Origin of the sequence: Kineosporia mesophila (assembly GCF_021129235.1) — a bacterium.
GTDB classification, from domain to species: Bacteria; Actinomycetota; Actinomycetes; order Actinomycetales; family Kineosporiaceae; genus Kineosporia; species Kineosporia mesophila.
The window spans coordinates 81,279-105,102 of record NZ_JAJOMA010000008.1 but is presented as its reverse complement, the minus strand read 5'-3'; the positions used below and the strand labels follow the sequence as shown (position 1 = coordinate 105,102).

The window sequence follows — 23,824 nt, the reverse complement described above, 5'->3', positions numbered from 1 at the left end:
CCTAGCTCAGCTGCAACAGCGCCTGCGCCATCGCCCGCTGGTGCTCGGTCAGGGGCGGCTCGGCCGTCTCCATGGCCCGGCGCAGCGAGGAGTCCATGCCGGCGAGATCACCGCGCAGTAACAGGATGCGGGCCTTACGGAAGTGCGCCCACGCGCTGTTCGGGGTGACTGAGAGCGCCTCGGCCATGTCGATGTCGGCCTCCTCGTGCCGCCCGCTCTGCGCCAGGGCCAGGGCCCGGGCCGATCGCGCGTAGGCCGCGGAGAATTCATCGATCGATCCGGCAATCGCCCGGTCGAGGTCTTTCACAGCAGTGACGCCTCCTCCGTTGTCGGCCAGCACCTGCCCTCGCGAACTCAGGACGTGCTCCGATGTCGGATCCATCTCGAGAAGAGTAGTGAAGTCACGAATGGCGGTAGCCGCATCCCCGGCGTACCAGGCGATCGTGGCCGAATTCATGAGGGATTCCAGATTTCCACCCGAAACCGGGTCATCCGTTCGCCCGGGTACGGCCGGTGTCGTACGGGAGGACAGGGACGGGAGCATCGGGCTGAACGCGGCGCTCCGGCGCTGGATCAGGGGGGTGCCGGCACTCGTCGGGACGCCCGGCGTCATCGGCGTGGTCGTCCGGCCGGGCACCGTGGGCATCATCCGCCCGAAAGGCCGACCGATGTCGGCGGGCCGGCTCGGCTCGAAATCCGGCTCGGTAGACGGCTCGAAATCCGGCTCGGCAGATGGCCCGGCGGGCGGGCCCTCGATGTACGGCGAACCGGCCTCACCGGTCTCGGCCATCCAGAGCATCCAGTCCTGGTGCTCCTCGGCCATGTCGGCGACGGAGACCTCGTCCACCGCCTCGGACAGCGCGTCGGCCCCCATCCCCCCGGCGAACCGCCGGCAGGGCAGCCCGTCGCGGTAGATGACGATGCTCGGCAGGGCCTTCAGATGGTGACGCGTGGAGAGCTCGCGTTCCTTCATCGCCTCGACCGTCCACACCGCGATCTCCGGCCGGCGCCGGACGAGGTCGTCGAGTTCGGGCTGGAACTGCCGGCAGGCGGGACTTTCGGCCATCCTGAATACCAGGACGTTCAGACCGGTGCCCAGCACCTGGTCGTGGCGCTCGGCCGTCAGAGAATTCATCATGTCCGGATCACGATAAGCACAGGTGTGCCGGTTCACGAAAACACCATGGTGTGCGCCGAACACCCGGGCGATTATTTCACCGGTCGTTACTCCCCAAGACTCATGACGTAACCGGCGTGATGCAGTTCCGCGTCGCTGAACTCCCCGAAGGCCCAGAATCCGGTGTCGTCGAGATAGACGACCCGGTTCCCCCGGACCCAGTACTGCCCTTCCCAGGCGTGCCGCCGCCCGGCCCGGGTCTCGTCGTACCGGCCCCGCCCGTCGAGTTCCTGATGCAGGTATCCGGTGCGGTCGATCCAGATCCCCAGCCGCGCGTCCCCCTCCGGCAGCGGCTCCAGGAACACCTCGGCTCCCCCACGGGTCACCACCACCTCACCGTCCAGCACCACCGCCCGCAGATCGGCGGGGCGCACGATGAGGGCACCCAGAGCTTCCCGCTGCGTCACCGGGCGGTCCACGACCACGAAGCACGCCTCGTTGCCGACGGCGATCTCCTTGTCACGGAAGCGTTCTGCGGCCGGGACCAACTGCTCCAGCGTCCCCTGCACCAGGGGCACCACGGTCGCACCCCGTCCGTCGATCGTTCTGGTCGTTCTGGTCGGCCGGGCCGTCGGCTGCCGCTGCACGCCTCCCACGGCGGCGATGCGCCCGTCGGTCACCCTCACGTCTGCGGGAATGGAGGACGAGGTTGAGCTCACGGTCAGAACGGTCACCTCGGTGAGGAGCAGGTCGGTCATGCCGCGACCCTAGACACATCGCGGTCCGGGCACAGTGGGTGCGTCACCCCCACCCAGCCATAAAGCAACTTTCACCCAGTAGCTAAATAACCCTCAAGAAAAAACCGCCGCGCTAACCGAAAATCAAGACAGTGCGAATCTCGTGCACATAAAAATGCTTTCTTGCCAATAACTTTCATTCATCTGTACAGTTCCGAGCATCCTGACGCAAGGAATTACCTTCATGAAGAGCATCAATCGCCGGATCGCGACAGCCGTCGCGGCCGCGGGCCTGCTCACGGCCGGCGTCGCCGCGATGAGTGCCACCGCCGCCGAGGAGACCGGGAACAGCACCGACGAGACCGCGGCGACCACGACGTCCACCATTTCCGCCGTCTCCCCCGTAGGGGTCGACGGACGCGGCGCGCAGGTGCCGTTCCAGGAGGTCGAGGCGGAGGACGCCACCACCGACGGCACGGTCATCGGCCCCGACCGCACCTACGGCACGCTGCCCTCCGAGGCCTCCGGCCGCCGCGCGGTGACGCTCGACGCGGTGGGCGAGTACGTCGAGTTCACGCTGCCCGCTGCCGCCAACTCGATGGTGCTGCGGTACAGCCTGCCCGACAACGCGACCGGCACCGGCCGCGACGCGCGCGTGGCGGTGGAGAGCGACGGCGGGAAACTCACCGATCTCGGCCTGACCTCGAAGTACGGCTGGTTCTACGGCACCTACCCGTTCACCGACACCCCGGGCGAGAACCCTCATCACTTCTACGACGAGGCCCGCACCCTCTTCGGCAAGACCCTCCCAGCCGGCTCGAAGGTGCGCGTGAGCGTCACCTCGATCAGCGAATCACCCACCTTAACGGTCGATCTCGCCGACTTCGAGATGGTGGACGAGGCGGCTGGGTCCCCAGCGGGCGCCCTCGACGTGGTCAAGGACTACGGCGCCGACGCGACCGGTCGCAGCGACGCCACCGGCGCGATCCAGAAGGCGCTGTACGACGGGGCTTCCCAGGGGAGGTCGGTGTGGATCCCCGAGGGCACGTTCAAGGTCACCGACCACCTGATCGTGGACGACGTCACCGTGACCGGGGCCGGCCCCTGGCGCAGCGTGCTGACGGGCGACAACGTCGGCTTCTACGGCAAGTACGTGGCCGACGGCGGCCCCAGCCGGAACGTCACGGTGAAGAATCTCGCGATCATCGGCGAGACCACCGACCGCGACGACAGCGCGCCCCGGCAGGCGATCGGCGGCGCGATGAGCGACTCCGTCGTGGACAACGTCTGGATGCAGCACACCAAGGTCGGCGCCTGGATGGACGGCCCGATGGACAACTTCACGCTGAGGAACAGCCGCATTCTCGACACCACGGCCGACGGCGTGAACTTCCACCAGGGCGTGACCAACTCGACGGTGCAGAACACGTTCGTGCGCAACACCGGTGACGACGGCCTGGCGATGTGGGCCCAGGACGACGACAACACCGGCAATACCTTCACCCAGAACACCGTGGTGGCACCGATTCTGGCGAACAACATCGCGATCTACGGCGGTGAGGACATCACCGTCACGAAGAACGTGGTGGCCGACACGGTGGTGAACGGCGGCGGTATCCACGTCGGCAACCGGTACCCCGGCGTGCAGGGCGCGACCGCGGTGCAGGGCACGTTCGAGCTCAGCGGCAACACCCTGATCCGGGCCGGGAACCTGGACAGCAACTGGAAGTTCGGGATCGGCGCGCTCTGGTTCGACGGCCTGAACGAGGGCATCGGCGGCGTGCGGATCAACGTCCGGGACACCACGGTCCTCGACAGCTCCTACGCCGCGATCCAGGTGGTCGGGAGCAGCGTGACCGGGCTGAACTTCTCCGGCGTGACCGTCGACGGCACCGGCTCCTTCGTCCTCCAGCTCCAGGCCTCCGGCTCGGCCTCGTTCCAGGACGTGACCGCCACGAACATCGGCGCCACCCAGCCGGTCTACGACTGCGGAAGCGGTTTCACGGTCACCGACGAGGGCGGCAACTCGGGCTGGTCGACCCGGTCCTCCTCCTGCGGGAGCATGTCCTAGCTCTCCCCCGAACGCGCACCCCCCGGTCGGCCCTGACCCGAACGGGGGGTGCGCTCGTCCGTCCGGGGCACGCACTCCCCGGAACAGGCCGGCCCTTCCCCGGGCCAGTGCGCCGGGTGAATCTCTGGCCGTAACACTTTCGTCGTACCCGGTGGGAAGCGGCAGGATGCGACTGGTGGCCGACGTCCCGGGCCACCCTCCTCGTCCAGGATTGTCCGTATGACGACACCGGCGACGGACTACCCGGCCGACCAGGAACTGCGGCGGGCCCTCTCCCAGGGCTACGCCCTGGGTGGGGGCATGAACGGGGTCGGCACCCAGCATCTGCTGGCCGGCCTGGCTTCGCGGAAACGGATCAAGGAGTTCCTGGCGGCGTACGACCTCACGCTGTGGCACGTACGCAGAGCCGCCTGGTCGGACGACGCCGAACCCGAGGCCGGCCGCCACCGGATGCCCGAGCTGGAGAGTCTGGCCGGGCGGGCGGTGTACGTCAGCGACGCGGCGCGGGCCGCGCTGGAGCGCTGCCGCGAGCAGGCATCCGTGAACGGCAAGGTCACCCCGGTCGACCTGCTGCTGACCCTGCTCGCCGACCGCGAGTGCCGTGCGGTCCAGGTGCTCACCGAGCTGGCCGTCGACGTCGAGGAGCTGGAGGCCGGACTGCGCCGGGGCGAGGTGCCCGAGCGGGACGACCCGATGCCGCCGCCGCTGCGTCCCACCCGCGACGCCCTGGCCGGTCACCGTCGTTACGTGCCGCGGGATCTGGGCAAGTTCTGGCTGTCACAGCTGGTGAAGGTGCTGCCGCAGAACTTCTCCGGGCAGGCGGTGCTGTGGGTGCGGCTGGAGGCCGGTGACATCGCCGAGCGCCGCGACGGCGGCAGGGCGCGCACCGACGACGTGCTGCTGGCGCTCCTGACGACCTACACCGTGGCGCAGGCCTACCCGCAGCTGATGCGGAACTCGACGGAGACGTTCGAGGGGGCCCGGGCCCTGGTGGCCGCCGGCCTGGACCACGACCGGGTACGGACGGCCATGGCGAACAGCAGCCTGGGCGACGACGTGGTGCCGCCGCGCAGGCTGCTGGGCCGGGACTGGCCGGGCGATACCGCCGAGCTGCTGGAACGGCTGATCAGCGAGCCCGGTAACCGCAGCGTGCGGCTGGTGGAGGCGCTGGGTGTCGACCCGGGCCGGCTCCGGGCGTCCCCGGCGTCTTGAGCGGCGACAGGACCTCAACCCGGGTTGAGGTCAAGCAGAGGTGGGGCGCTCGAGCACGATCGGCAGCTCGTGCAGCGACCGGAAGGCCCGGTCGTGATAGATCAGCGGCCCGCTCGCCGGCCCGAACTCCACCCGCGTCACCTCGACCAGGACCAGCCACGACTCTCCCGCCGCCAGCACGTGCACCGGGTGGCCCCACATGGTCGCCGGGGCGGTCTTCAGCACCGGCAGGCCGTCGTCGCCGTCCTCCCAGCCCTGCTCCGGGGTGAACCGCTCGGCCCCGTGCCGGGCGAAGGCCGCGGCCACCAGCGCATCGTCCTCCCCCAGGATCGTCACCCCGATCCGCTCGCTGGCCACCAGGTCGGCCCCCGCGGAACTCTTGTGGGCCACCGAGAACGACAGCATGGGCGGTACGGCGCTGACCGAGGCCAGGCTCGACGCGGTGAGGCCGACCGGACCCTCCGGCGTGGCGCAGGTCACGAGACTCACACCGGCGGCGTGCAGCCGGAACCCGGCCCGGAAGCGCTCGTTGAGCGACTCGGCGGGCGGAACGGTCGGATCGGGGGGTACGAACGTCATTTACGGGCCTCCAGGTACTCGTCCGACCCACGCTAAGACCTGAACTCGGCTTGAGGTCAAGGGCCCTGGCGATCATCTGACCGCTCGCCTCGGCTCAACCGGACGACCTCAGGGGTCGAGAGAACCCTCCGTGGGCGAATCCGAGGTTCTCGAGGTGGACGAGGCCGCGCTGTCAGCTGCGTGTGTCGAGACCGTGCTGTCCGGTTTCCTGGTGCTCGTGGTGGACACCGACACCCAGCGCATCGTCTCGATGACGGGGCAGACGGCACAGGCCCTGGGCATCGAACCGCAGACGCTGACCGGATCGACCGTCGAGGAACTGCTGGGCCACTCCCTGGAGAACCTGCCCGCGGCCCAGCCCCGTCCCGGCTGGGCCTCCGAGGACCGTCCGCTCGCGCTGACCCTGACCGAGGACGACGTGCGCGCAGTGCGGCTGTCGCACCGCGCCGAGACCGGCCCGCGCACCCTGCTCCTGCTGCGCGACCTCAGCGAGACGGTCGCCGCGATGGCGGAGTGGCAGGCCGAGCTCCAGGCGCTCACCGAGGGCACCCTGCAGATCGAGTTCACCACCTCGGGCGAGATCATCGACGCCGACCGCTGGGCCCGGGAACGCTTCGGGTACGCGGCGGGCGAGCTCACCGGACTGCCGCACACCCAGCTGTGCTCGCCGGAGGAGGCGGACAGCGGGGCCCTGCACGACCTGTGGGACCGGGTCTGCGCCGGCCAGGCCGCGGGCGGGGTGTTCCGGCGCCGCGACCGGCAGGGTGAACCGGTCTGGCTGCGCGGGCACTACGTGCCGATCCCGGGCGCCGACGGCCGCATCGTCCGGGTCGTGCTGATCGCCCGGGTCATCGACGGGGAGATGCGCCGGCAGACCGACCTGGAGGGCCGGGTCGCCGCGATCAACCGCTCTCAGGCGGTGATCGAGTTCGCCCTGGACGGCACGATCACGGCCGTGAACGACAATTTCCTGGCGATCATGGACTACGACCGCGCCGAGGTGGTCGGGTTCAACCACCACATCTTCGTCGACCCCGAGTACGCCCAGTCAGCCGCCTACCAGGAGTTCTGGGCCGGGCTGCGGGCCGGTGAGTTCGTCTCCGGCGAGTTCCACCGGGTCGGGCGCGACGGGCGCGACATCTGGCTCCAGGCCACCTACAACCCGGTGCTCGACCCGGACGGCCGGCCCTGGAAGGTGATCAAGTACGCGCTCGACATCACCGCGGAGAAGAACCGCACGGCCGAGTTCGAGGGCAAGGTCGCGGCGATCGACCTGTCCCAGGCCGTGATCGAGTTCGGCCTGGACGGCACGGTCCTCGCGGCCAACGACAACTTCCTGATGATCATGGGTTACGAGCTGGACGACGTGGTCGGCCGGCAGCACCGGATGTTCCTGGCCCAGGACGAGGATCCGGTGCAGTACGAGGAGTTCTGGCGCCGGCTGCGGCGGGGCGAGTTCGTCACCGGTGAGTTCCGGCGCCGCTCGCGCTACGGCGAGGACGTGTGGCTGCGGGCCACCTACAACCCGGTGCTCGACCCGGACGGGCGGCCCTGGAAGGTGATCAAGTACGCGCTCGACGTCACCGAGGAGAAGAGCCGCAACGCCGATTTCGCCGGGAAGATGGCGGCGATCAACCGGTCCCAGATGATGATCGAGTTCGACACGTCCGGGAAGGTCCTCGGCGCGAACCAGAACTTCCTCGACCTGCTCGGGTACCAGGCTCAGGAGATCGTCGGCCGCCACCACAGCCTGCTGGTGCGCGCGGACGAAGCCCGCAGCCCCGAGTACCAGCAGTTCTGGGAGCGTCTCGGGCGGGGCCAGCACGACGGGGGCGAGTACCGCCGCGTCACCAAGTCCGGGGCCGAGGTGTGGATCCGCGCCACCTACAGCCCGGTGCTGGACGCCGACGGGATCCCCACCAAGATCGTCAAGTTCGCCGTCGACGTCACCCAGGAGAAGACCCGCAGCGTCGACCTGGGCGGGAAGCTCGAGGCGATCGACCGGGCCCAGGCCGTGGCCGAGTTCGACCTCGCCGGCAAGGTTCTGGCCGCCAACGAGAACTACCTGCGCACCATGGGGTACTCGACGGAGGAGGTGCTGGGGCAGCCGCACAGCATGTTCTGCTCCCGCGAGTACGTCACCTCGGAGGAGTACCGCGACTTCTGGATGCGCCTGCGCAAGGGTGAGCTGATCTCCGGGCGTTTCCATCGCAAGGGCAATTACGGGCGCGACGTCTGGATCCAGGCCAGCTACAACCCGATCCTCGACCTCGACGGAAAACCCGTGCGCGTCGTCCATTATTCCTATGACGTCAGCAGTTTCGTCAGCCTCCAGTACCGCCTCCAGGTGAAGAGCCGGGCGATGTCCGAGACCGCGCAGAAGCTCTCCGAGATCACCACCCTGGTGGCGGCCCGCTGCACGCGCTCCGACGTGATGCTCAGCCAGGCCCACGACGAGGCCCTGTCCGGCGCCAGCTCGGCCCCCGCCACCCTGACCTCGCTCTCCCAGATCCAGCGCACGTCCAACCACGTCAGCGAGGTCTCGACATTCCTCGCCGATCTCGCGCGGCAGTCCAACGCGGCCGCCTTCACCATGTCGATCGAGCTGGGCCGCGACCAGGTGTCCAAGGAGAGCCTGGCGGTGATCGTGGAGGAGGTCCGGCGCCTGGCCGATCGTTCCAGCCAGGCCGCCATGGAGGTCACCCGCCTGGTGGACGACGTCCGGCTGGAGATCACCCACGGCTACGAGGCCTCCCGGCGCGGCGAGTCCACCTTCGGGAAGGTCGGTGGAACGGTCGGCAAGGTGCGCGAGAACGTCGACATCGCAGCTGAACTGGTACGCAGCCAGCAGGTCCTGGTGGCCGACGTCATCCGGCTGATCGACGATCTGGAAGAGGTCGCCGGGCCGGCGCCGGAAGAGCCCGAACCCGAACCCGAGCTGCCGGCCGAGGAGCCCGGGGGTTACGAGTCCTTCGGCGCGTACGCCTGATCTCGCACGGCGGCCGATGAGGGACGCGCGTCCGCTCCGGTCCCGCTGTGGTTCAGTTGGCCGTCACCGGCGCCTCCTCGGCCTGTCCGGCCGGGGCGCGCACCAGGGTCCGCCGATCGATCCGGGTCGCGGCCGGCACCAGCACCGCCGCGCCGACCGACACCGCGGCGAGCGCGGCCATCAGGACGAACGCGGTGGTGAAGCCGGACTCGGTGGCCACCCCGCCGGGGGCGGTGTGGGCCGCGACCGCCGAAGAGCTGTCCGGCCTGGAACCCTGGGAGGCCCTGACGATCTGGCTGCGCCGTTTCGTCGGCCACGCGACCATCAAGCGCGCCGTCTACGAGGCCCTCGACCGCGAATCGGCCATGTTCACCTCGTGCCGCGACATCGTGCACGGCGCCGGCCGCCCCCTGCCCGAGCACGCCCAGAAGGCCGGGAAAGCCTGCCCGGACGTCAGTTTCGAAGACGTCCGGCGCCTGTTCAACGCCGTCAGCGGCTCCACTTTCACCGACGACGGGCAACGCGAGCGCGTCCTGACCAGGGCCCTGGACGGCGTGCGGTCCCCCGAAGGAACCGAACGCCCGAACCCGACAATCCGACGGAAGCGGCCAGGGCCTTGGTGCACATCGTGTGCGGGGGGCAGGGCGCCGGGCTGTCACCGTTCCTGGAGCTCCGAGTCCGGTCGACGGCACCCGAGCGCGAGCCGGCCGGTCTGCGTTGTGTACATCTGGTACATCCGGTACCGGATGTACCAGATGTACACAACGCATCCACTGTCCTGGCGGGAGCCGCGGGAGCACCGGGCCGACGCACGTTCACGATCGCTCCGGCCGGCAGCTCCTCGCCATGCCCTTTCACCTGCGTTCATGACGATGTGGCCGGTGCGAACCGCACCGGCCACATCAGGAAGGAACTCAGGCCAGCCAGGCCAGGACGTCCTTCTGCCACTGCTGCTGGAAGTCGCCGTGCACACCGTGCGGGGCGCCCGCGTAGATCTTCAGCGTGCCGTCCTTGACCAGCTTGATCGACTTCTCGGCCGCGTTGGCCAGCGGCACGATCTGGTCGTCGTCGCCGTGCCCGATGAAGATCGGCACCTCGAGGGCCTTCAGGTCCTCGACGAAGTTGGTCTCGGAGAAGGCCTTCACGCAGTCGTAGGCAGAGACCAGGTCGGCCGTCATGCCCATCCGCCAGAAGTCGTCCTTCGCGCCCTGGGAGACATCGCGGCCGTGGTTGGCACCGAAGAACGACTCCGACAGGTCCTTCCAGAACTGCGAGCGGTCCTTCAGCACGTTCTCGCGGATGCCGTCGAAGACCTCGATCGGCACACCGTCGGGGTTGGCGTCGTTCGCGACCATCTGCGGCGGAACGGCGCCGATGGTGACGACCTTGGCGACCCGGCCGGCGGCGTACTGCGCGGCGTACCGCACGACCTCGCCACCCCCGGTGGAGTGGCCGACGACGACCACGTCACGCAGGTCGAGGGCCTCGACCAGGGCCGCCAGGTCACGCGCGTAGGTGTCGATGTCGTTGCCGGTGGTGGTCGCGCTGGAGCGGCCGTGACCCCGGCGGTCGTGGGCGATCGCGCGGTAACCGGCGTCGGCGAAGACCTTGAGCTCCTGCGCCCAGGCGTCGGAGTTCAGCGGCCAGCCGTGGCTGAAGATGATGGGCTGCCCGGTGCCGTGCTCGGCGTAGTAGATCTCGACGCCGTCAGTGGTGGTGATGGTGGGCATGTGCCTCGTTCTTTCTCACAGTGTCGAGCGTGCCAGGGGGACGTTCCCATGCTGCCAACGCGGACCGTTCCCGGCTGTGCTTGAGAGTTCGGGGAACTTGCGCGAGAGTACGCAGGTGTCCAGTGACCCTCTGTCAGCGGCCCTGTCCATGATCGATGCCCGGTGCGTGCTCGCCCGGGCCATCAAGGCCCAGGGCCCCTGGTCGCTGACCCTGCGCGCGCACGCCCCGCTGATGCTCGTCGCCCCGGCCCGGGGAGAGTTCTGGCTGACCGTCCCCGGCGCCGACCGGCAGATCCGGCTGGCCGAGGGCGACATCGCCGTGGTGCACGGCGACCTGCGGCAGATCATGTCCAGCGACCCCGGCCTGAACCCCACCGACGGTGAGGCGCTGTTCCGGCTCCACGACCGCAACAGCCAGACCGTGCAGTTGGGCGAGAGCCCCGACGTGGCCCTGGTCGGCGGTCACATCGCGCTCGACCGCAGCGGTGAGGAACTGCTGCTGGCCGCGCTGGAACCGGTCACCCACATCCGGGCGAGCGACGGCCAGGCCCCGGTGCTGCGCTGGCTGCTCGACCGCCTGCTCGACGAGATGGAGCGAGATCAGGGCGGTTCCGAGTTCGCCGCCCGGCAGTACGCGAGCCTGCTGTTCGTCGAGGTGCTGCGCGGCTACCTGGCCGACCCCGCCGCCTGCCCGCCCAGCTGGCTGCGCGTGCTGGCCACACCCAGCCTGGCCCCGGCCGTGCACCGGATGCAGGCCGACCCGCAGCGCAACTGGACCCTCGAAGACCTCGCCCACACCGTGGCGATGTCCCGCACCACGTTCGCCGAGCGCTTCCGCGAGGCCGCCGGCATGCCCCCGCTGACCTACCTCACGCACTGGCGCATGCGCCTGGCCGAACGCGCGCTCACGGAGGACGACGTCACCATCGCCGCCCTGTCGCACTCGCTGGGCTACTCCACCGAGTCGTCGTTCAGCCACGCGTTCAAGCGCATCCACGGCATCTCCCCCGGCCGGTACCGCGGCCGGCGCCGCAACCTGGAGGCACCCGACCTGGCCGGGCACGCTGTGTGACAGATCACCTGCCGCCGGAACGGTCAGACAAGAATTCCGGACGATCGCGCAAGTCCGATCCGTCGCCAGATCCGTACGTACCCCGGCTCAGCAGGTCGCGGCGCTCCGGGGCCGCGTGCCTCTCGATCGCGTACCGCAGCATGGTGCGCGGCATCACCGGGGCGTAGGTGTCGAGGAACCCGTCCAGGGCCGTGCGCCGCTCCCAGACCGAATCCGACCCGATCAGCTCGTCCAGGATGCCGCGGCGGGAGGGATGCACCAGCAGCCATGCCCCCAGGGTGTCCCGCACCTCCGCATCCGCCGGATCCCCGGCCGCCTCCACCGCCGCGACCATCTCGGGCACCAGCTCGACGCTCACCCGCGACGCCCGGCCCGGTCCGCGAACTCGTCGAGTGCGGTGATCACCTCGTCGGCCAGCCACACCCGGTTACGCCGGTTCGCACTCACCGGCGAGATCACCCCCGCCCCCACCAGCTGGTCCACGGCGTTCTGCGCGGCCGGCGCCGACACCCCAACCTGCTCCTGCACGAATTTCACGGTGATCGCCGGCTGCCGCACCAGCAGGGCCAGCACCCTCCAGACCGCCGCGCCCCGCCGCGCCGTGAGCCGCCCCTCCCACTCGGCGAACCGGTCGAGCAAGGCCCGGTGCAGAACCCGTCCGTTGCCCACGGCCGCGAACGCCGCCTCGCTGAACCGTTCCACGATCGGCTCTGGATCGCCTGCGCGGTAAGCGGTCAGGGCTGCGAAGTAGGACTCGGTGTCGACCAGCAGACCGGCCGACACCGGCACGGTCAGCCGGCGCGTGGCCCCGGCGCGCTTCAGCAGGACGTGCACCAGCACCCGGCCGGTTCGGCCGTTGCCGTCGGCGAACGGGTGGATGGTCTCGAACTGGGCGTGGGCGATCGCCGCCTGGGTCAGTACCGGCACGTCGGTACGACGGCAGAAATCCATCAGGTCGGCCATCGCTGCCCGAACCCGTTCATGATGCGGCGGAACGAAAGTGGCTGTGTGCGGGCTGGACGACGAGCCACCGATCCAGACCTGCGCCGGGCGGAACCTTCCGGGGTGCGCATGGTCTTGCCCTCGCAGCAGAGCCTCGTGCGCGTCCAGGACCGTCTGCTCGGTCAGCTCGTCGGCCATCGCCACCGACCGCTGCATGGCCTCGACATTGGCCGCCACCAGCTGGGCATTCGGGTCGCTCTTCTCCTGCAACGTGGCCATGGCCAGCGCCTTCGCCCCCGCCGTCACGTTCTCGATCTGCGACGACGACGCCGACTCGGTGCGTAACAGCACCGCCGCCAGAGGCGTGAACTCGTCGTCCTGGCCCAGGATGCCTGCGGAGAGCTCGCCGTCGAAGCGTACGATTTCGGACAGGGCATCGGACGCCCCCGCCTCGACCGGCCCGGACACGGAAAAAGCCCGCTCGGCCACCGTCGCCGGTATCGCTGCCCGGTAAGGCCCGCGAGCCGCCATCCGTGCGCGACGCGACGTCGGTGGAGCGTCCGGATCGGACTCCCAGCGATACTCTTCGTAGTGGATCTCGAACCCCTGCACCATCCGAACAACCCCCCAGATCCTTGGCCAGCATCTCTCCTTATTAAGGGATATCGCCATAACCTTTAATAAGCGCCGCTCTTATTAAAGGTTGCTCACCCGCTCCCTCGCGGCTGGAGCACACGCTTGCTGTCCACCATCCCGTCCCGGAAGCAGACCTCGTAGCGCACCTCGCCGCCGTTCTCCGGCTGCACGTAGAGGTCGGCCAGGTAGGTACCGCAGGCCGCGCCCTGGTCGGTGGTGCGCGAGCTGAGCGGGGTGGTGGGGAGCAGTTCGCGGGTGCGGGCCTCGTCATCACCCACCCGGAACGAGGTGAACACGTTCTCCGGCAAGGGTTCCGGCGAACCGGCGGCGAAGAAGGCGCCGACCGCGGCGACGAGGGCCACCCCCAGCGCGCCCACCACCGCGATCAGCCCGTTGCGCTGACGGCGGCCGCTGCGCCGGATCTCCTGCGGGAAGTCACCCGGGCCGGGAACCGGCTCCGGGACCTCCGACTCGTAGGGAAGCATCGCCCCCAGACGGAAGCCACCGACGTCCACCAGCCCGTGGGACAACACACCACCCGCCAGCCGCACGCGTTCGGCGAGCCCCAACAGCCCCTGGCCGGTACTCGGACCGTCCGAGAAGCGCCCGGGGCGGTTGCGCACCTCGACGAACAACGCGTCGTCCTCGAACCGCACCTCGACCCGCACCGGGGCTCCCCCGGCGTACTTCAGCGCATTGGTCAGCCCCTCCTGCACCACCCTGAACGCGGCGTGCTCGGCCAGCAGGTTCAGGGGCCGGGGTTCACCGCTGCGCACCAGCTCGATCGGGGTACCGGTCGCCCGCGCCGAGGCGACCGTGGCCTCCACCTCGTCCAGCGAGCGCCCCGCCTCGACCGAACCGTCCTGGTGCAGGATCCGCAGAATCTGCCGCAGCTCCCCCATCGCCTGCGCGGAGGTGTCGCGCAACAGGGTCAGTGCCTCGGTCACCTGTGGGGTAGCGGTCATGGTGGTCCCCCGGCCCCCAGGGGGCCGGGAGGTGCCCCCAGTGGCTGAACTCGCCCCGGCGGGCCCGAGGGACTGTGACAGCCCACCCGTGTACAGCGACATCAGCGTCAGGCGATGGCCCAGGGAGTCGTGCAGCTCGGCCGCGATCCGGTTGCGCTCACGGGCCTGGGCCTGGCCGGCGACCAGCAGCCGTTCCTGGTGCAGCTCGAGGTTGCGCTGATGCATGGTCATGACGAGCAGGCGGCGCTGGGCGATCATCGCGGCGACGGCGGCGGGCGCGACGGCGGTCAGGCAGAAGAGCATGAGCCCGGTCAGCAGACCGAACACCAGCCCGCTGTCGGTCTGGGCGACCGCCCCGACCATGCCCATGACCAGGACGAACCCGAATCCCAGCAGGATCGCCGGCGGGCGCCTCGCGCGGTACCCGGCCCCCGCCGCCAGCACGATCAGCGTGAAACCGGTGCCGAAGTGCACCAGTGAGAGGGCCGCACCGAGAGCCAGCGCGGTCATCGGGCACAGCCGACGCAGCGGCACGATCACCAGCGCCGCGACCGTCCCGGCCAGGCCGAAGAGGCCGATCACGAGCAGGCTCTCCTGGCCCGGCGCGTACGCGGCGCCCAGCACCAGCTCGGTGAAGCCGCAGAACAGGGCGAGAGCGGCCTCGTAGGCCACCCGCGGCCAGCCCGCCCGGCGTGCGACCCGGAGCGCAGTGTCTACTTTTCCCCTCAGCAGTTCCATCAGGGCCCAGCGTACGGATAGAGATGATCAGCAGATGAGTTCCTGGACCGGAGATCTCCTCGGCGACGGCTACGAGCAGCACACGCTGCCGCTGGGCACCGATCCGGACGGTGAGGGTCAGGTCCGGGCCGTCGTGGTGCGCCGCACCCCGCGGGCGGACGAGGAGGTGCGCGGGGCGGTGCTCTACGTGCACGGGTTCTCGGACTACTTCTTCCAGACCTCGATGGCCGACTGGTTCGCGGCTCGCGGCCTCGCCTTCTACGCGCTGGACCTGCGCAAGTGCGGACGGGCCCGCACACCCGGCCAGACCGCGCACTACGCCGCGGACCTCCAGCAGTACGACGCGGAGCTCGACCGGACCCTGGCCCTGATCGAGGAGGACCACCCGGGCACCCCCGTCACCCTCCTCGCCCACTCGACGGGAGGGCTCATCGTCCCCTTGTACCTCGACCGCAAGCGCCGCACCGGCGTGACCACCCCCGTGGTCGGCGTGATCCTGAACAGCCCGTGGTTCGACCTGCAGGGCCGGGCCCTCCTGCGCGGACCGGGCACCTGGATGCTCCGGGTCCTGGCTCACACCAGCCCTTTCCGGGTTTTCAGCCTGCCACCCAGCATCTACGGCAGCACGTTGCACACCAGCGTCACCGGCGAATGGGACTTCGACATCGCCCTCAAACCACTGGAGGGCTTCCCGGTCACCGCGGGCTGGCTCAACGCGGTCCGGCGCGGCCACGCCCAGCTGCACCGCGGTCTCGACATCGGCGTGCCCTCACTGGTGCTGCGCTCCGACAAGTCCCACTTCGAGCCCGAGTACACCCCGGCCAGCGACCGCGGCGACGGGGTGCTCGACGTGCGCCAGATCGCCCGCTGGGCCGGCTGCCTCGGTGGCGAGACGACCGTGGTGCCAATTGAGGACGCGCGTCACGACGTTCTCCTGTCCCTGCCACCGGTGCGGGAAAGGGCTTACGAGGTCATCGAGGCCTGGCTGAAGGCCCACCCCGCCCCCGCATGACCCCCCAAAAAATACCTCCGTGATCATGCAAAACCTCCCCGGAGTTCTAGAACTGTTCGGCGGAGAGTTCTAGAACTCCGGGGAGGTTTTGCATGATCACGAACAAAGGGGTTTGTCTCCTGGGCATCTCACCCTCCCGGTGAGCCACCGAAGCCGTTCTGGGGGCCGAAATGTTCCGTCGCCGGCAGATTCTGGGCGTTCCCGCGCTCATGGCCGCGGCCCAGCGCCTGCGCGACCGGATCGAGGCCGGACCGCACGCCGGCTACACCGGCATCTCGCTGACATCGAAGGGCGTCAGCGTGTATTGGAAGGGCTCCGCCCCGTCCGGCATCAAAGCCCTTGTCCGCGGCGAGAAGACAGCCTCCCTGCACAGCGCCCGGTATTCCCGCACCGAGCTGAGGAAGGCCGAGAAGGAGGCCATGGCCTACATCTCCGCGGCGGACGGCCCGGTCTACGGCGTCCGGGTGCCCGCCGACGGCAGCGGACTCATCGCGCAGACGTCCTCCCCGATCTCCACCGCCACGGTGAACCGGTTCCGGACCCGGGCACTCGACACCTCGTCCGTCAAGATCCGCATGGAGGTGGCTCCCGCCCCGAAACCCAGCTGGCGCCAGGACGACTAAGCCCCCTACTACGGCGGCGGCCGGATCACCACGCCCGGGGGCGGCTGCTGCTCGAGTGGTTTCGCGGTGCAGCAGGGCAGCACCCAGTACATCCTGACGGCCGGGCACTGCGGGTGGACCGGCGGTGTCTTCAAGAACGGCGACGCCACCCGCACGGTCGGCACCGGCGAGCGCAAGAACCTGGCTCACGATGTCATGCTGATCACCGCCGGTGCCTCGGGGCGGATCTGGGACGGTGGCGGCACCAAACGCTATGAGGACCGCGCCCAGTTCACGAAGGCCGTCAGCGGCTGGGGCGACACCTTTCCCAGCGAATGGGTCTGTCAGTCGGGTATGACGAGCGGCGCGCAGTGCAACATCCGGAACTCGTCCAACTTCTCTTACAGCTATTCCTTCGCCGGCGAGACCTACACCGATCTGGTGCTGGCCAATTCGAACGGCGGAATCGGTGCCCGCCCGGGTGACAGCGGTGGACCGGTGTTCACCCTGAACGATGACAAGGTGACGGCCAAGGGAACGATCTCGGGCAGCGGCTCCTACTATCCGATCAAGATCTCTTACAACGGCAAGTGCCTGGATGCCGACGCGAACAACCTGAACCGCAATGGCACCAGGATTCAGCTCTGGGACTGCAATAACACCATGCAGCAGAATTTCGTGTTCACCAATGACGGCTCCATCCGCAGCGCTACGAATGAGGCGTACTGCCTGGACGCCGACCTGGGCACGATCAACGCCAACGGCACCACCGTCCAGCTGTGGCAGTGCAACGGCTCGGTAGCCGGACCGATCCGGTCGATGTACAACAACCGTTGCCTGGATGCGAATCTGGGCGCCATCACCACGAATGGCGCGAAGGTACAGCTGTGGGACTGCAACAACACGGGGCAGCAGGGCTGGGACCCGCAGACCCGGGTGCTTTACCAGGACTTCCGCACGGCCAGTAATGATTTCGGGATCACCACGATCAACCAGTGATTCCTGTGCACACCGGTGAACCGGGTGGGGCCCCTGTGGGTCCTGCCCGGTTCGGGTCCTACATGCCCATGAACAACCGGTTAACGCTGCGCGGCAACCCGATGCACGGGTAGTTTTCTCGTTGGACCGCCCGTGCTCGCACGACCGAAAATACGCCGGGAGTGTCCGGGCGCGTGCGAGTATGCACGGGGCCATTCCTAGAACCGGAGCAGAACCAGCATGAACCTGTGTGATCTAAAAACCTGGTGCAAAAATTCCAAAACCGGACAACTGTTTTCGTCTCTTGAGCTTTCATGAGGTTGTGAAGCAAGCTCCCGTCGACGCGCCGCCTGCCGCAGGTCGTGTCCGGACGGCTCCTACGTCGTCCCACCGCAACGACATCCAGGGTCTCCGGGCCGTGGCTGTCCTCACCGTGCTGCTTTACCACACGGGTCTCGGGCCGAGCGGTGGTTTCATCGGCGTGGACGTGTTCTTCGTCCTCTCCGGTTTCCTCATCACCGGCCTCCTCGTGCGTGAACACGACCGCACAGGCCGGATCTCGCTGCCGACGTTCTGGGCCCGGCGCCTGCGCCGCCTGCTGCCGGCCAGCGCCCTGGTACTGATCGTCACCTGTGTGGTGTCCCGCTGGTACCTACCGCCCGCCCGCTGGGAGAGCATCGGCTCGGACGCCGTCGCGGCCAGCACCTACATCGTGAACTGGCGGCTGGCCGCCAGTTCGGTGGACTACCTGGCCGAGGGCGCGGCGGCGAGCCCGTTGCAGCACTACTGGTCGCTGTCCATCGAGGAGCAGTTCTACGTCGTCTGGCCACTGCTCATGAGCCTCGTGCTGCTGGCTCGCACCCGCAAGGTCGCGATCGCGGTGATCGGCCTGATCACCGCCGGCTCGTTCGCCCTGGCACTGGCCACCTACAGCGCCCAGACGTACTTCACCACGCAGACCCGGGTCTGGGAACTCGCGGCCGGCGCCCTGTGTGCGGTGGCCATGGCGAGCCGGCCGGCGTGGCAGAACGGGCCGGAGCGCCCGCGGTGGACCGGTCTGCTCAGCTGGGCCGGGCTCGTCCTGATCTTCGTCTGCCTGTTCGTGGTGAAGCCGACCACCATGTGGCCGGGCCCGCTCACCGCGATGGTCATCGCCGGCACCGTTCTCGTGCTGGGTTTCGGCGACGCCCCGAACAGTGTGAAGACCGTGCTGGCGCTGAGGCCGCTGACCTGGATCGGCGACATCTCCTACTCGCTCTACCTCTGGCACTGGCCGCTGGTCGTGTTCGCCGAGCGCGACGGGACGCTGACCCCGCAGGAGGGCTGGTCGATCGTCGGCATCAGCGTGGTCCTGGCCACCGCCACCTACTACCTCGTCGAGCAGCCCACCCGAAAGGCGAAACTGCTCTCGCGCACCCGTGTCGGCATCGCCACCGGGCTGGCGCTCGTGGTGATCGGGGCCGGCACCGGGCAGGCCCTGACCCAGGCCAAGTCCGTGGATGATCCGGTCAATGCGCTGGGTGCCGCGGCCCCGACGCAACTGCAGCAGAGCGCGACGGCCCTGGCTCCCCGCCCGGAAGAGGCGGCGAAGGACAACGGCGAGATCTATCAGCGCGACTGCCCCTCGAACTACGCCAACGCGGCCATGCAACCGTGCGTCTTCGACTACCGCACCGCCGGCGTGGGCCCCCGGGTGCTCGCGGTGGGCGACTCGAAGATGGGCCAGTGGATGCCGACGCTGATCCAGCTCGCGCGCCGGCACCACTGGCAGCTCACCTCGATCACGAAGGCCGGCTGCGCATTCTCCGACACCCGTCGCTACCAGGCGCCGAACGTGGAGTACTCCAACTGCGTCACCTGGAACGACTCGGTGAAGCAGGAGGCGCTGAAAGAGCACCCCGACCTCCTGATCACCACCCAGCTCGAGTACTACGCCACCGTCCGGAACGGCGTCGGGCTCCAGGGTGAGGAGAACCGGCAGGAGATGATCCGGGGGCTGAACGTGCGCCTGCACGAGATGCAGGACGCCGGCATCCCGACGGTCACGATCGCCGAGACCCCCCGCATGCTGCGCGACATGCCGGAGTGCGTCAGCACGCACCTGAAAGACCTGATGGCCTGTTCCCGGTCGAGACCGTTCGCCCTGCGCAACTCCGGCATGGTGAAGGCCGCGTCCACCGCGACCGACACCCCGGTGATCGACCTCAACGACAAGATCTGCGCGGCCGAACGATGCCCTGCGGTGATGGGCGACATGCTCATGTACCGCGACGACCACCACCTCACCGCCACCTACGCCCGCACCCTCACCCCGTACTTCGAGGAGCAGCTGGGCCCGGCCCTGGTGAGGTACAAACTGCGTCAGACCCTGCTGGGTACGGCACCCGCCACCGTCGCGCCGCCGAGTGCCACCCAGGGCTGACCTGACCTCATCCACCGTTCGTGATCATGCGCATCTTCCCCGGGGAAGATGCGCATGATCACGAACACCGGGTCGTCAGGGCTTGCGGGCGATGGCCGCCCAGTACCAGGCCGATTTCGGGTCGTCCACGTTCTCGTCGGGCCAGGCCCGCACCGGCACGATGCCCGGCTCGACCACGTCCCAGTCACCGAAGAAGCTGGCCACCTCGTCGCGCGAGCGCGGCACGAAAGTCATGCCGGTGGCGCGGGCGGAGCCGGCCACCTCTTCCACCACCGGCGGATCGAAGTCGGCCGTGGGGTGGGTGATCGCGAGGTAGCTGCCCGAGGGCAGGGCGTCGCGCAGCTGGGCCACGGTGGCGTGGATGTCTTCGGCGTCGTCGATGAGCATGAGCACCGCGACCAGCATGAGCGCGACCGGGCGGTCGAGGTCGAGCTGCTCGCGCAGCTCGGTGCTGCCCAGGATCTGCTCCGGCTTCCGCACATCGGCGTCGATGTAGGCGACCTGCCCGACCTCGTTGCTGATCATCAGGGCCCGGGCGTGGGCGAGCACCACCGGGTCGTTGTCGGCGTAGACCACGTGCGCGTCGGGCGCCACGCCCTGCGCGGTCTCGTGCAGGTTGGGGCTGGTCGGGATGCCGGTGCCGATGTCGATGAACTGCCGCACCCCGTGGCCGGCCAGGTAATGCGTGGCCCGGGTGACGAAGTCGCGGTTGGCCCGGGCCATCTCGCGCATCGAGGGAATCTTCTGGAGGAACAGCTCGGCCAGCTGACGATCAGCGGCGTAGTTGTCCTTGCCGCCGAGCCAGTAGTCGTACATCCGGGCCGAGTTCGGCACCAGATGATCTGGATGAGGCGTGGTCAGACTCTCGCTCTCGCCCTGCGACTCCACGGTTGACTCCGACTCGGCCACGGTTCCCCTCCCGATTCACGCCCAGGCGGCACTGCCCGGCGCCTTTGTCGTTTCTGTGCCGGTTCAGGCTATCGCCCGGCCGGGCCGGGCAGCACGGTGAAACCTCCCGAACCTGGACATGCGACCAGGAGCATCACCGGTGAGGATCATGGGCATGAGGTCATGGATGCTCACTGCCCCGTGGTGGAAACTCGCCCTGATCCAGGGCACTTTCTTCGGTGTCTCCATGGCTGTGTGCTGGCGCCTCTACGACCGTGAGACCCCGATCGCCATCTCGATCACTCTGTGGGTGATCGCCGGCATCGTCTTCGGGGTGATCATGGGCCGGATCTCCGCGCGGAACAACCAGCAGATCATCGCCGCCTCCGGCCTCACCGACCGCGACGAGATCCAGCAGGCAGCCCGTGCGAGCCGGCGGGGCCCGGTGCCGGCCGATCCCCACATCCGCCAGGCCGCCCACAAGATGGCGATGCAATTCCTGGTGATGTCCGAGAGCCAGCGAAAGAGTTCCCTGGCCTGCTTCGGTATCGGCACACCGGTCTACCTGGTGGTGGCTTTTCTGCACTCGTTCTGGTGGCTCCTGGCCGCCGCCGTCTTCGCCGTCATGTTCGTGCGCACCCTGCGCCAGTCCGACCGGCTGGCCCGGCGGGTGATCGATCTGGGCCCGGCCGAAGAGCTTTCAGAAGCCCCGCGTGAGTATGGCGATGAGAATCACCGACACCACCAGGCTGACCATGAGTGAGCCGAAACATCCGAGGCGGTTCGAGAAGAAGAGGAACATCTCCTCATGATGCCCGCCCGGGAGATTCTCACCTCCCGGAACCGGTTCGACCCCGGGAATCGAACCGGATAGAAAGTTCCCCATGACCGAACCGGATTCCTGGTGGCGCGGCGCCGTCGGCCCCGAGTGGCGCTCCCACACCTGGGCGGCCTTCAGCGCGACCGGCCCCGAAGAGCTGGTCGGCCGGGCGCTGGCCTGGGCGCAGGAACCGGCCCACACGCTCTACGTGCGATCGGCGTCCCTGCGCCAGGCCTACGGGGTGGCGCTCGCAACGGCCCAGCGGGCAGCGGAGGCCATCGCCGACGAGCGGGGTCACAGCCCTCACCTGTTCGCGGTCGGGGTGCTCGACGAGCTCTGTCTGCCCGAAGACCCCGACCCGGCGGCCACCACCGCCGCCCGGGCCAATCCGCGCCGCGAGGGCTGGACGTCGCTCGACACCCGCCGGCAGTACCTCGACGAGTACGCCCAGCCCCTGGAACGCGCCGATCTCACGCTGCTGCGCCTGCCCCCGCGCGGCGATGCCGAGCGGGTTCTCGACCAGATTGCGGACGACCGGCGCAACTATTTGCGGCCCACAGTCCTGGCGGGGGTGGTGTTGCCGCACGAGTTCGCGGCCACCTACGGCGACGGCATCGCGGGCCGGTTCGGCTTCCCGCGCGTCGACGGAACCCCGCCGCCACGAAGCACTCTCACCGTACTCGACCTGGACGGCCTGAGCCCGGCCGGAGAGCGGGCCCGGCCCATCGATATGTCCGGACCGCCGTCTCACGTTGGGCCGGAATCATTGTGTGCACCGCCGGAAGACGGTCAGGATCGATTCGCACCCCGACCGTCTCGGTAAGGAGTTCGAAGTGTCCCTCCCAGCAATCGGAACGCGTGGGTCCAGGCGTCGTAAGCCTTTGGTAGCGATGGTTTCTGCCGCACTCGTGGCCGCCGGCCTGCTGTTCGCCCAGAACGCCAGCGCGCAGGAGTCGTACCAGCGGGGCCCGGCGCCCACGAACTCGAGCATCGAGGCCGCCCGCGGGCCGTTCGCCACCAGCCAGGTCTCGGTCTCCCGACTCGCCGCAACGGGTTTCGGCGGTGGTGACATCTACTACCCGACCGACACCAGTCAGGGCACGTTCGGTGTCGTGGCCATCGCGCCCGGCTTCACCGCGTACCGGTCGAGCATGGCGTGGCTGGCCCAGCGCCTGGCCACCCAGGGTTTCGTCGTGTTCAACATCGACACGCTGACCACGTCCGACCAGCCCGACAGCCGGGGCCGGCAACTGCTGGCCGCGCTCGACCAGGTCACCAGGGACAGCCGGGTGACCTCCCGCATCGACGCCTCGCGCCAGGCGGTCATCGGGCACTCGATGGGCGGCGGTGGCACCCTGGAGGCGTCCAAGAGCCGGCCGGGCCTGCAGGCGGCCATCCCGCTGACGCCCTGGGACACGACGAAGTCGTTCTCCGGCAACCAGGTTCCGACACTGGTGGTCGGTGCCCAGGCCGACACGGTGGCTCCGGCGGCCTCCCACGCGCAGCCGTTCTACCGCAGCCTGCCGAGCTCACCGGGTAAGGCCTACCTGGAGCTGCGGAGCGCCTCGCACTTCGCGCCGAACTCGTCCAACACCACGATCGCCAAGTACAGCCTCTCGTGGCTGAAACTGTTCCTCGACAACGACGAACGGTACCGCCAGTTCCTCTGCCCGGGGCCGACGTCCGACCCGGCCGTGTCCGGGTACTCGAGCACCTGCGCCAGCTTCACTCCCTGAGCAGCGCCCGCAGGGCACCCTCGGCACCGGTCAGGGAAACCCGGCCGGTGCCGAGCAGTTCCGAGAACAGCACCGATTCCACGAGACGCACGTAGAGAAAAGCCCGGTCCTCCAGGTGATCACCACCGATACCGGCCTCGCGGAAGGTCGCCGCCTGTTCCTGCACCGATCGGTGCATCACGCCCCCCGCCGGGGTGAACAGCACCCTCGCGGCGATCTGCGGATCTTCCTGCATGAACGTGTGCAGCTGGACCGCCTGGTCGAGCAGTTTCACGTAGGCCCGGGTGACGGCCAGCACGCCGTCCGGCCCGCACACCGGCCGGACCTCGTCGCGGGCCAGCTGGAAGATCCACCGGCTGATCGTCCCGAACACCAGTCCCAGCAGCCGGTCCCGGCTGCCCACGGCGCGGTAGAGCGTGGCCCGGCTGATCGCCAGCTCGCGGGCCAGCAGATCCATGTCCAGGGTGGAATGGCGCTGGAAGTGCACTGCGGCGCCGCGCAGTATGACCTCGGGCGCCATCACGCTGCGGCTCGTGGGCATGTTCCTCCTAGCGCCGGCCAGCATCCGAGCAGGCCCG

At 69.0% G+C, this 23,824-nt stretch carries 21 protein-coding genes and 1 pseudogene; 12 read left to right on the top strand and 10 right to left on the bottom strand.

Going from position 1 to position 23,824, the window contains the following annotated elements:
- Position 1: 1 nt before the first annotated feature.
- Both LR393_RS13310 and LR393_RS13305 read right to left on the bottom strand, forming a co-directional pair.
- Positions 2 to 1,138: a thioredoxin domain-containing protein gene (locus LR393_RS13310; RefSeq protein ID WP_231484185.1), complete on the bottom strand. Its 1,137-nt coding sequence runs from the start codon at positions 1,136 to 1,138 to the stop codon at positions 2 to 4.
- 86 nt (positions 1,139 to 1,224) lie between these two features.
- Positions 1,225 to 1,875: an Atu4866 domain-containing protein gene (locus LR393_RS13305; RefSeq protein WP_231484184.1), complete on the bottom strand. Its 651-nt coding sequence runs from the start codon at positions 1,873 to 1,875 to the stop codon at positions 1,225 to 1,227.
- A 223-nt stretch (positions 1,876 to 2,098) separates the two neighbouring features.
- Here LR393_RS13305 and LR393_RS13300 point away from each other — a divergent pair, with 223 nt between their 5' ends.
- Positions 2,099 to 3,925, top strand: coding sequence for a glycosyl hydrolase family 28-related protein (locus tag LR393_RS13300; RefSeq protein ID WP_231484183.1), 1,827 nt, complete (start codon positions 2,099 to 2,101; stop codon positions 3,923 to 3,925).
- 219 nt (positions 3,926 to 4,144) lie between these two features.
- Positions 4,145 to 5,137: a Clp protease N-terminal domain-containing protein gene (locus LR393_RS13295; RefSeq protein WP_231484182.1), complete on the top strand. Its 993-nt coding sequence runs from the start codon at positions 4,145 to 4,147 to the stop codon at positions 5,135 to 5,137.
- A gap of 30 nt (positions 5,138 to 5,167) precedes the next feature.
- On the opposite strand, the gene LR393_RS13290 is transcribed toward LR393_RS13295, so the two are convergent.
- Positions 5,168 to 5,716: a flavin reductase family protein gene (locus LR393_RS13290; RefSeq protein WP_231484181.1), complete on the bottom strand. Its 549-nt coding sequence runs from the start codon at positions 5,714 to 5,716 to the stop codon at positions 5,168 to 5,170.
- 130 nt (positions 5,717 to 5,846) lie between these two features.
- Between LR393_RS13290 and LR393_RS13285 the strand changes: the two genes are divergently transcribed.
- The gene (locus tag LR393_RS13285) at positions 5,847 to 8,705 is read left to right on the top strand and encodes a methyl-accepting chemotaxis protein (RefSeq protein ID WP_231484180.1); all 2,859 of its coding nucleotides are present in this window, start codon (positions 5,847 to 5,849) and stop codon (positions 8,703 to 8,705) included.
- 52 nt (positions 8,706 to 8,757) lie between these two features.
- Here the strand turns inward: LR393_RS13285 and LR393_RS13280 are convergent, their stop codons facing one another.
- Positions 8,758 to 9,033, bottom strand: a complete 276-nt coding sequence (locus LR393_RS13280; RefSeq protein ID WP_231484179.1) for a hypothetical protein — start codon at positions 9,031 to 9,033, stop codon at positions 8,758 to 8,760.
- Here LR393_RS13280 and LR393_RS37015 point away from each other — a divergent pair.
- A pseudogene (locus LR393_RS37015) lies at positions 8,918 to 9,205 on the top strand (SbtR family transcriptional regulator); the annotation flags it as partial. The gene LR393_RS13280 and the pseudogene LR393_RS37015 sit on opposite strands and share 116 nt — an antisense overlap.
- Before the next feature lie 414 nt (positions 9,206 to 9,619).
- On the opposite strand, the gene LR393_RS13275 reads toward LR393_RS37015, so the two are convergent.
- Positions 9,620 to 10,435 carry an alpha/beta fold hydrolase gene (locus tag LR393_RS13275; RefSeq protein WP_231484178.1) on the bottom strand — a complete coding sequence of 272 codons (816 nt, stop codon included), beginning with the start codon at positions 10,433 to 10,435 and terminating at the stop codon, positions 9,620 to 9,622.
- Between the two features lie 115 nt (positions 10,436 to 10,550).
- Here LR393_RS13275 and LR393_RS13270 point away from each other — a divergent pair, with 115 nt between their 5' ends.
- Positions 10,551 to 11,507 (top strand): AraC family transcriptional regulator, encoded by a 957-nt coding sequence (locus LR393_RS13270; RefSeq protein WP_231484177.1) that lies wholly within the window; start codon positions 10,551 to 10,553, stop codon positions 11,505 to 11,507.
- Positions 11,508 to 11,511: 4 nt separating this feature from the next.
- On the opposite strand, the gene LR393_RS13265 is transcribed toward LR393_RS13270, so the two are convergent.
- The 3 genes from LR393_RS13265 to LR393_RS13255 form a co-directional block, all read right to left on the bottom strand.
- Positions 11,512 to 11,865 (bottom strand): DNA alkylation repair protein, encoded by a 354-nt coding sequence (locus tag LR393_RS13265; RefSeq protein ID WP_231484176.1) that lies wholly within the window; start codon positions 11,863 to 11,865, stop codon positions 11,512 to 11,514.
- A complete protein-coding gene (locus tag LR393_RS13260; protein WP_331282942.1) occupies positions 11,862 to 12,938 on the bottom strand; it encodes a Fic family protein in 1,077 nt (358 codons plus the stop codon). Before LR393_RS13260 ends, LR393_RS13265 begins: the two co-directional genes overlap by 4 nt.
- A 218-nt stretch (positions 12,939 to 13,156) precedes the next feature.
- A complete protein-coding gene (locus LR393_RS13255) occupies positions 13,157 to 14,788 on the bottom strand; it encodes a sensor histidine kinase (protein WP_231484175.1) in 1,632 nt (543 codons plus the stop codon).
- Positions 14,789 to 14,822: 34 nt separating this feature from the next.
- Between LR393_RS13255 and LR393_RS13250 the strand changes: the two genes are divergently transcribed.
- The 4 genes from LR393_RS13250 (at position 14,823) to LR393_RS13235 (ending at position 19,802) form a co-directional block, all read left to right on the top strand.
- The gene (locus LR393_RS13250; RefSeq protein ID WP_231484174.1) at positions 14,823 to 15,800 is read left to right on the top strand and encodes an alpha/beta hydrolase; all 978 of its coding nucleotides are present in this window, start codon (positions 14,823 to 14,825) and stop codon (positions 15,798 to 15,800) included.
- Positions 15,801 to 15,970: 170 nt separating this feature from the next.
- A complete protein-coding gene (locus LR393_RS13245; RefSeq protein ID WP_231484173.1) occupies positions 15,971 to 16,423 on the top strand; it encodes a hypothetical protein in 453 nt (150 codons plus the stop codon).
- Between the two features lie 66 nt (positions 16,424 to 16,489).
- Entirely contained in the window at positions 16,490 to 17,401 is a 912-nt protein-coding gene (locus LR393_RS13240; RefSeq protein WP_231484172.1) for a ricin-type beta-trefoil lectin domain protein, read from the top strand.
- Between the two features lie 301 nt (positions 17,402 to 17,702).
- The gene (locus tag LR393_RS13235; RefSeq protein WP_331282941.1) at positions 17,703 to 19,802 is read left to right on the top strand and encodes an acyltransferase family protein; all 2,100 of its coding nucleotides are present in this window, start codon (positions 17,703 to 17,705) and stop codon (positions 19,800 to 19,802) included.
- Positions 19,803 to 19,877: 75 nt separating this feature from the next.
- Here LR393_RS13235 and LR393_RS13230 read toward each other — a convergent pair whose 3' ends face one another.
- Positions 19,878 to 20,636: an SAM-dependent methyltransferase gene (locus tag LR393_RS13230; RefSeq protein ID WP_407937315.1), complete on the bottom strand. Its 759-nt coding sequence runs from the start codon at positions 20,634 to 20,636 to the stop codon at positions 19,878 to 19,880.
- A 229-nt stretch (positions 20,637 to 20,865) separates the two neighbouring features.
- On the opposite strand from LR393_RS13230, the gene LR393_RS13225 reads away from it, so the two are divergent.
- The 3 genes from LR393_RS13225 to LR393_RS13215 all read left to right on the top strand — a co-directional run bounded on the left by LR393_RS13225 (position 20,866) and on the right by LR393_RS13215 (position 23,246).
- The gene (locus LR393_RS13225) at positions 20,866 to 21,453 is read left to right on the top strand and encodes a hypothetical protein (protein WP_231484169.1); all 588 of its coding nucleotides are present in this window, start codon (positions 20,866 to 20,868) and stop codon (positions 21,451 to 21,453) included.
- Positions 21,454 to 21,574: 121 nt separating this feature from the next.
- The gene (locus tag LR393_RS13220; protein WP_231484168.1) at positions 21,575 to 22,333 is read left to right on the top strand and encodes a hypothetical protein; all 759 of its coding nucleotides are present in this window, start codon (positions 21,575 to 21,577) and stop codon (positions 22,331 to 22,333) included.
- 67 nt (positions 22,334 to 22,400) lie between these two features.
- The gene (locus LR393_RS13215; protein ID WP_231484167.1) at positions 22,401 to 23,246 is read left to right on the top strand and encodes an alpha/beta hydrolase family protein; all 846 of its coding nucleotides are present in this window, start codon (positions 22,401 to 22,403) and stop codon (positions 23,244 to 23,246) included.
- Here LR393_RS13215 and LR393_RS13210 read toward each other — a convergent pair.
- Positions 23,236 to 23,787, bottom strand: a complete 552-nt coding sequence (locus LR393_RS13210) for a QsdR family transcriptional regulator (protein WP_231484166.1) — start codon at positions 23,785 to 23,787, stop codon at positions 23,236 to 23,238. The two genes, LR393_RS13215 and LR393_RS13210, sit on opposite strands and share 11 nt — an antisense overlap.
- Positions 23,788 to 23,824: the final 37 nt, after the last annotated feature.

Coding starts and splice junctions, on each gene's coding strand:
- LR393_RS13310 (WP_231484185.1), bottom strand. CDS start 1,138: ATGATGAATTCTCTGACGGCCGAGCGCCACGACCAGGTGCTGGGCACC.
- LR393_RS13305 (WP_231484184.1), bottom strand. CDS start 1,875: ATGACCGACCTGCTCCTCACCGAGGTGACCGTTCTGACCGTGAGCTCA.
- LR393_RS13300 (WP_231484183.1), top strand. CDS start 2,099: ATGAAGAGCATCAATCGCCGGATCGCGACAGCCGTCGCGGCCGCGGGC.
- LR393_RS13295 (WP_231484182.1), top strand. CDS start 4,145: ATGACGACACCGGCGACGGACTACCCGGCCGACCAGGAACTGCGGCGG.
- LR393_RS13290 (WP_231484181.1), bottom strand. CDS start 5,716: ATGACGTTCGTACCCCCCGATCCGACCGTTCCGCCCGCCGAGTCGCTC.
- LR393_RS13275 (WP_231484178.1), bottom strand. CDS start 10,435: ATGCCCACCATCACCACCACTGACGGCGTCGAGATCTACTACGCCGAG.
- LR393_RS13255 (WP_231484175.1), bottom strand. CDS start 14,788: ATGGAACTGCTGAGGGGAAAAGTAGACACTGCGCTCCGGGTCGCACGC.
- LR393_RS13250 (WP_231484174.1), top strand. CDS start 14,823: ATGAGTTCCTGGACCGGAGATCTCCTCGGCGACGGCTACGAGCAGCAC.
- LR393_RS13245 (WP_231484173.1), top strand. CDS start 15,971: ATGTTCCGTCGCCGGCAGATTCTGGGCGTTCCCGCGCTCATGGCCGCG.
- LR393_RS13225 (WP_231484169.1), top strand. CDS start 20,866: ATGAGGTCATGGATGCTCACTGCCCCGTGGTGGAAACTCGCCCTGATC.
- LR393_RS13220 (WP_231484168.1), top strand. CDS start 21,575: ATGACCGAACCGGATTCCTGGTGGCGCGGCGCCGTCGGCCCCGAGTGG.
- LR393_RS13215 (WP_231484167.1), top strand. CDS start 22,401: ATGGTTTCTGCCGCACTCGTGGCCGCCGGCCTGCTGTTCGCCCAGAAC.
- LR393_RS13210 (WP_231484166.1), bottom strand. CDS start 23,787: ATGCCCACGAGCCGCAGCGTGATGGCGCCCGAGGTCATACTGCGCGGC.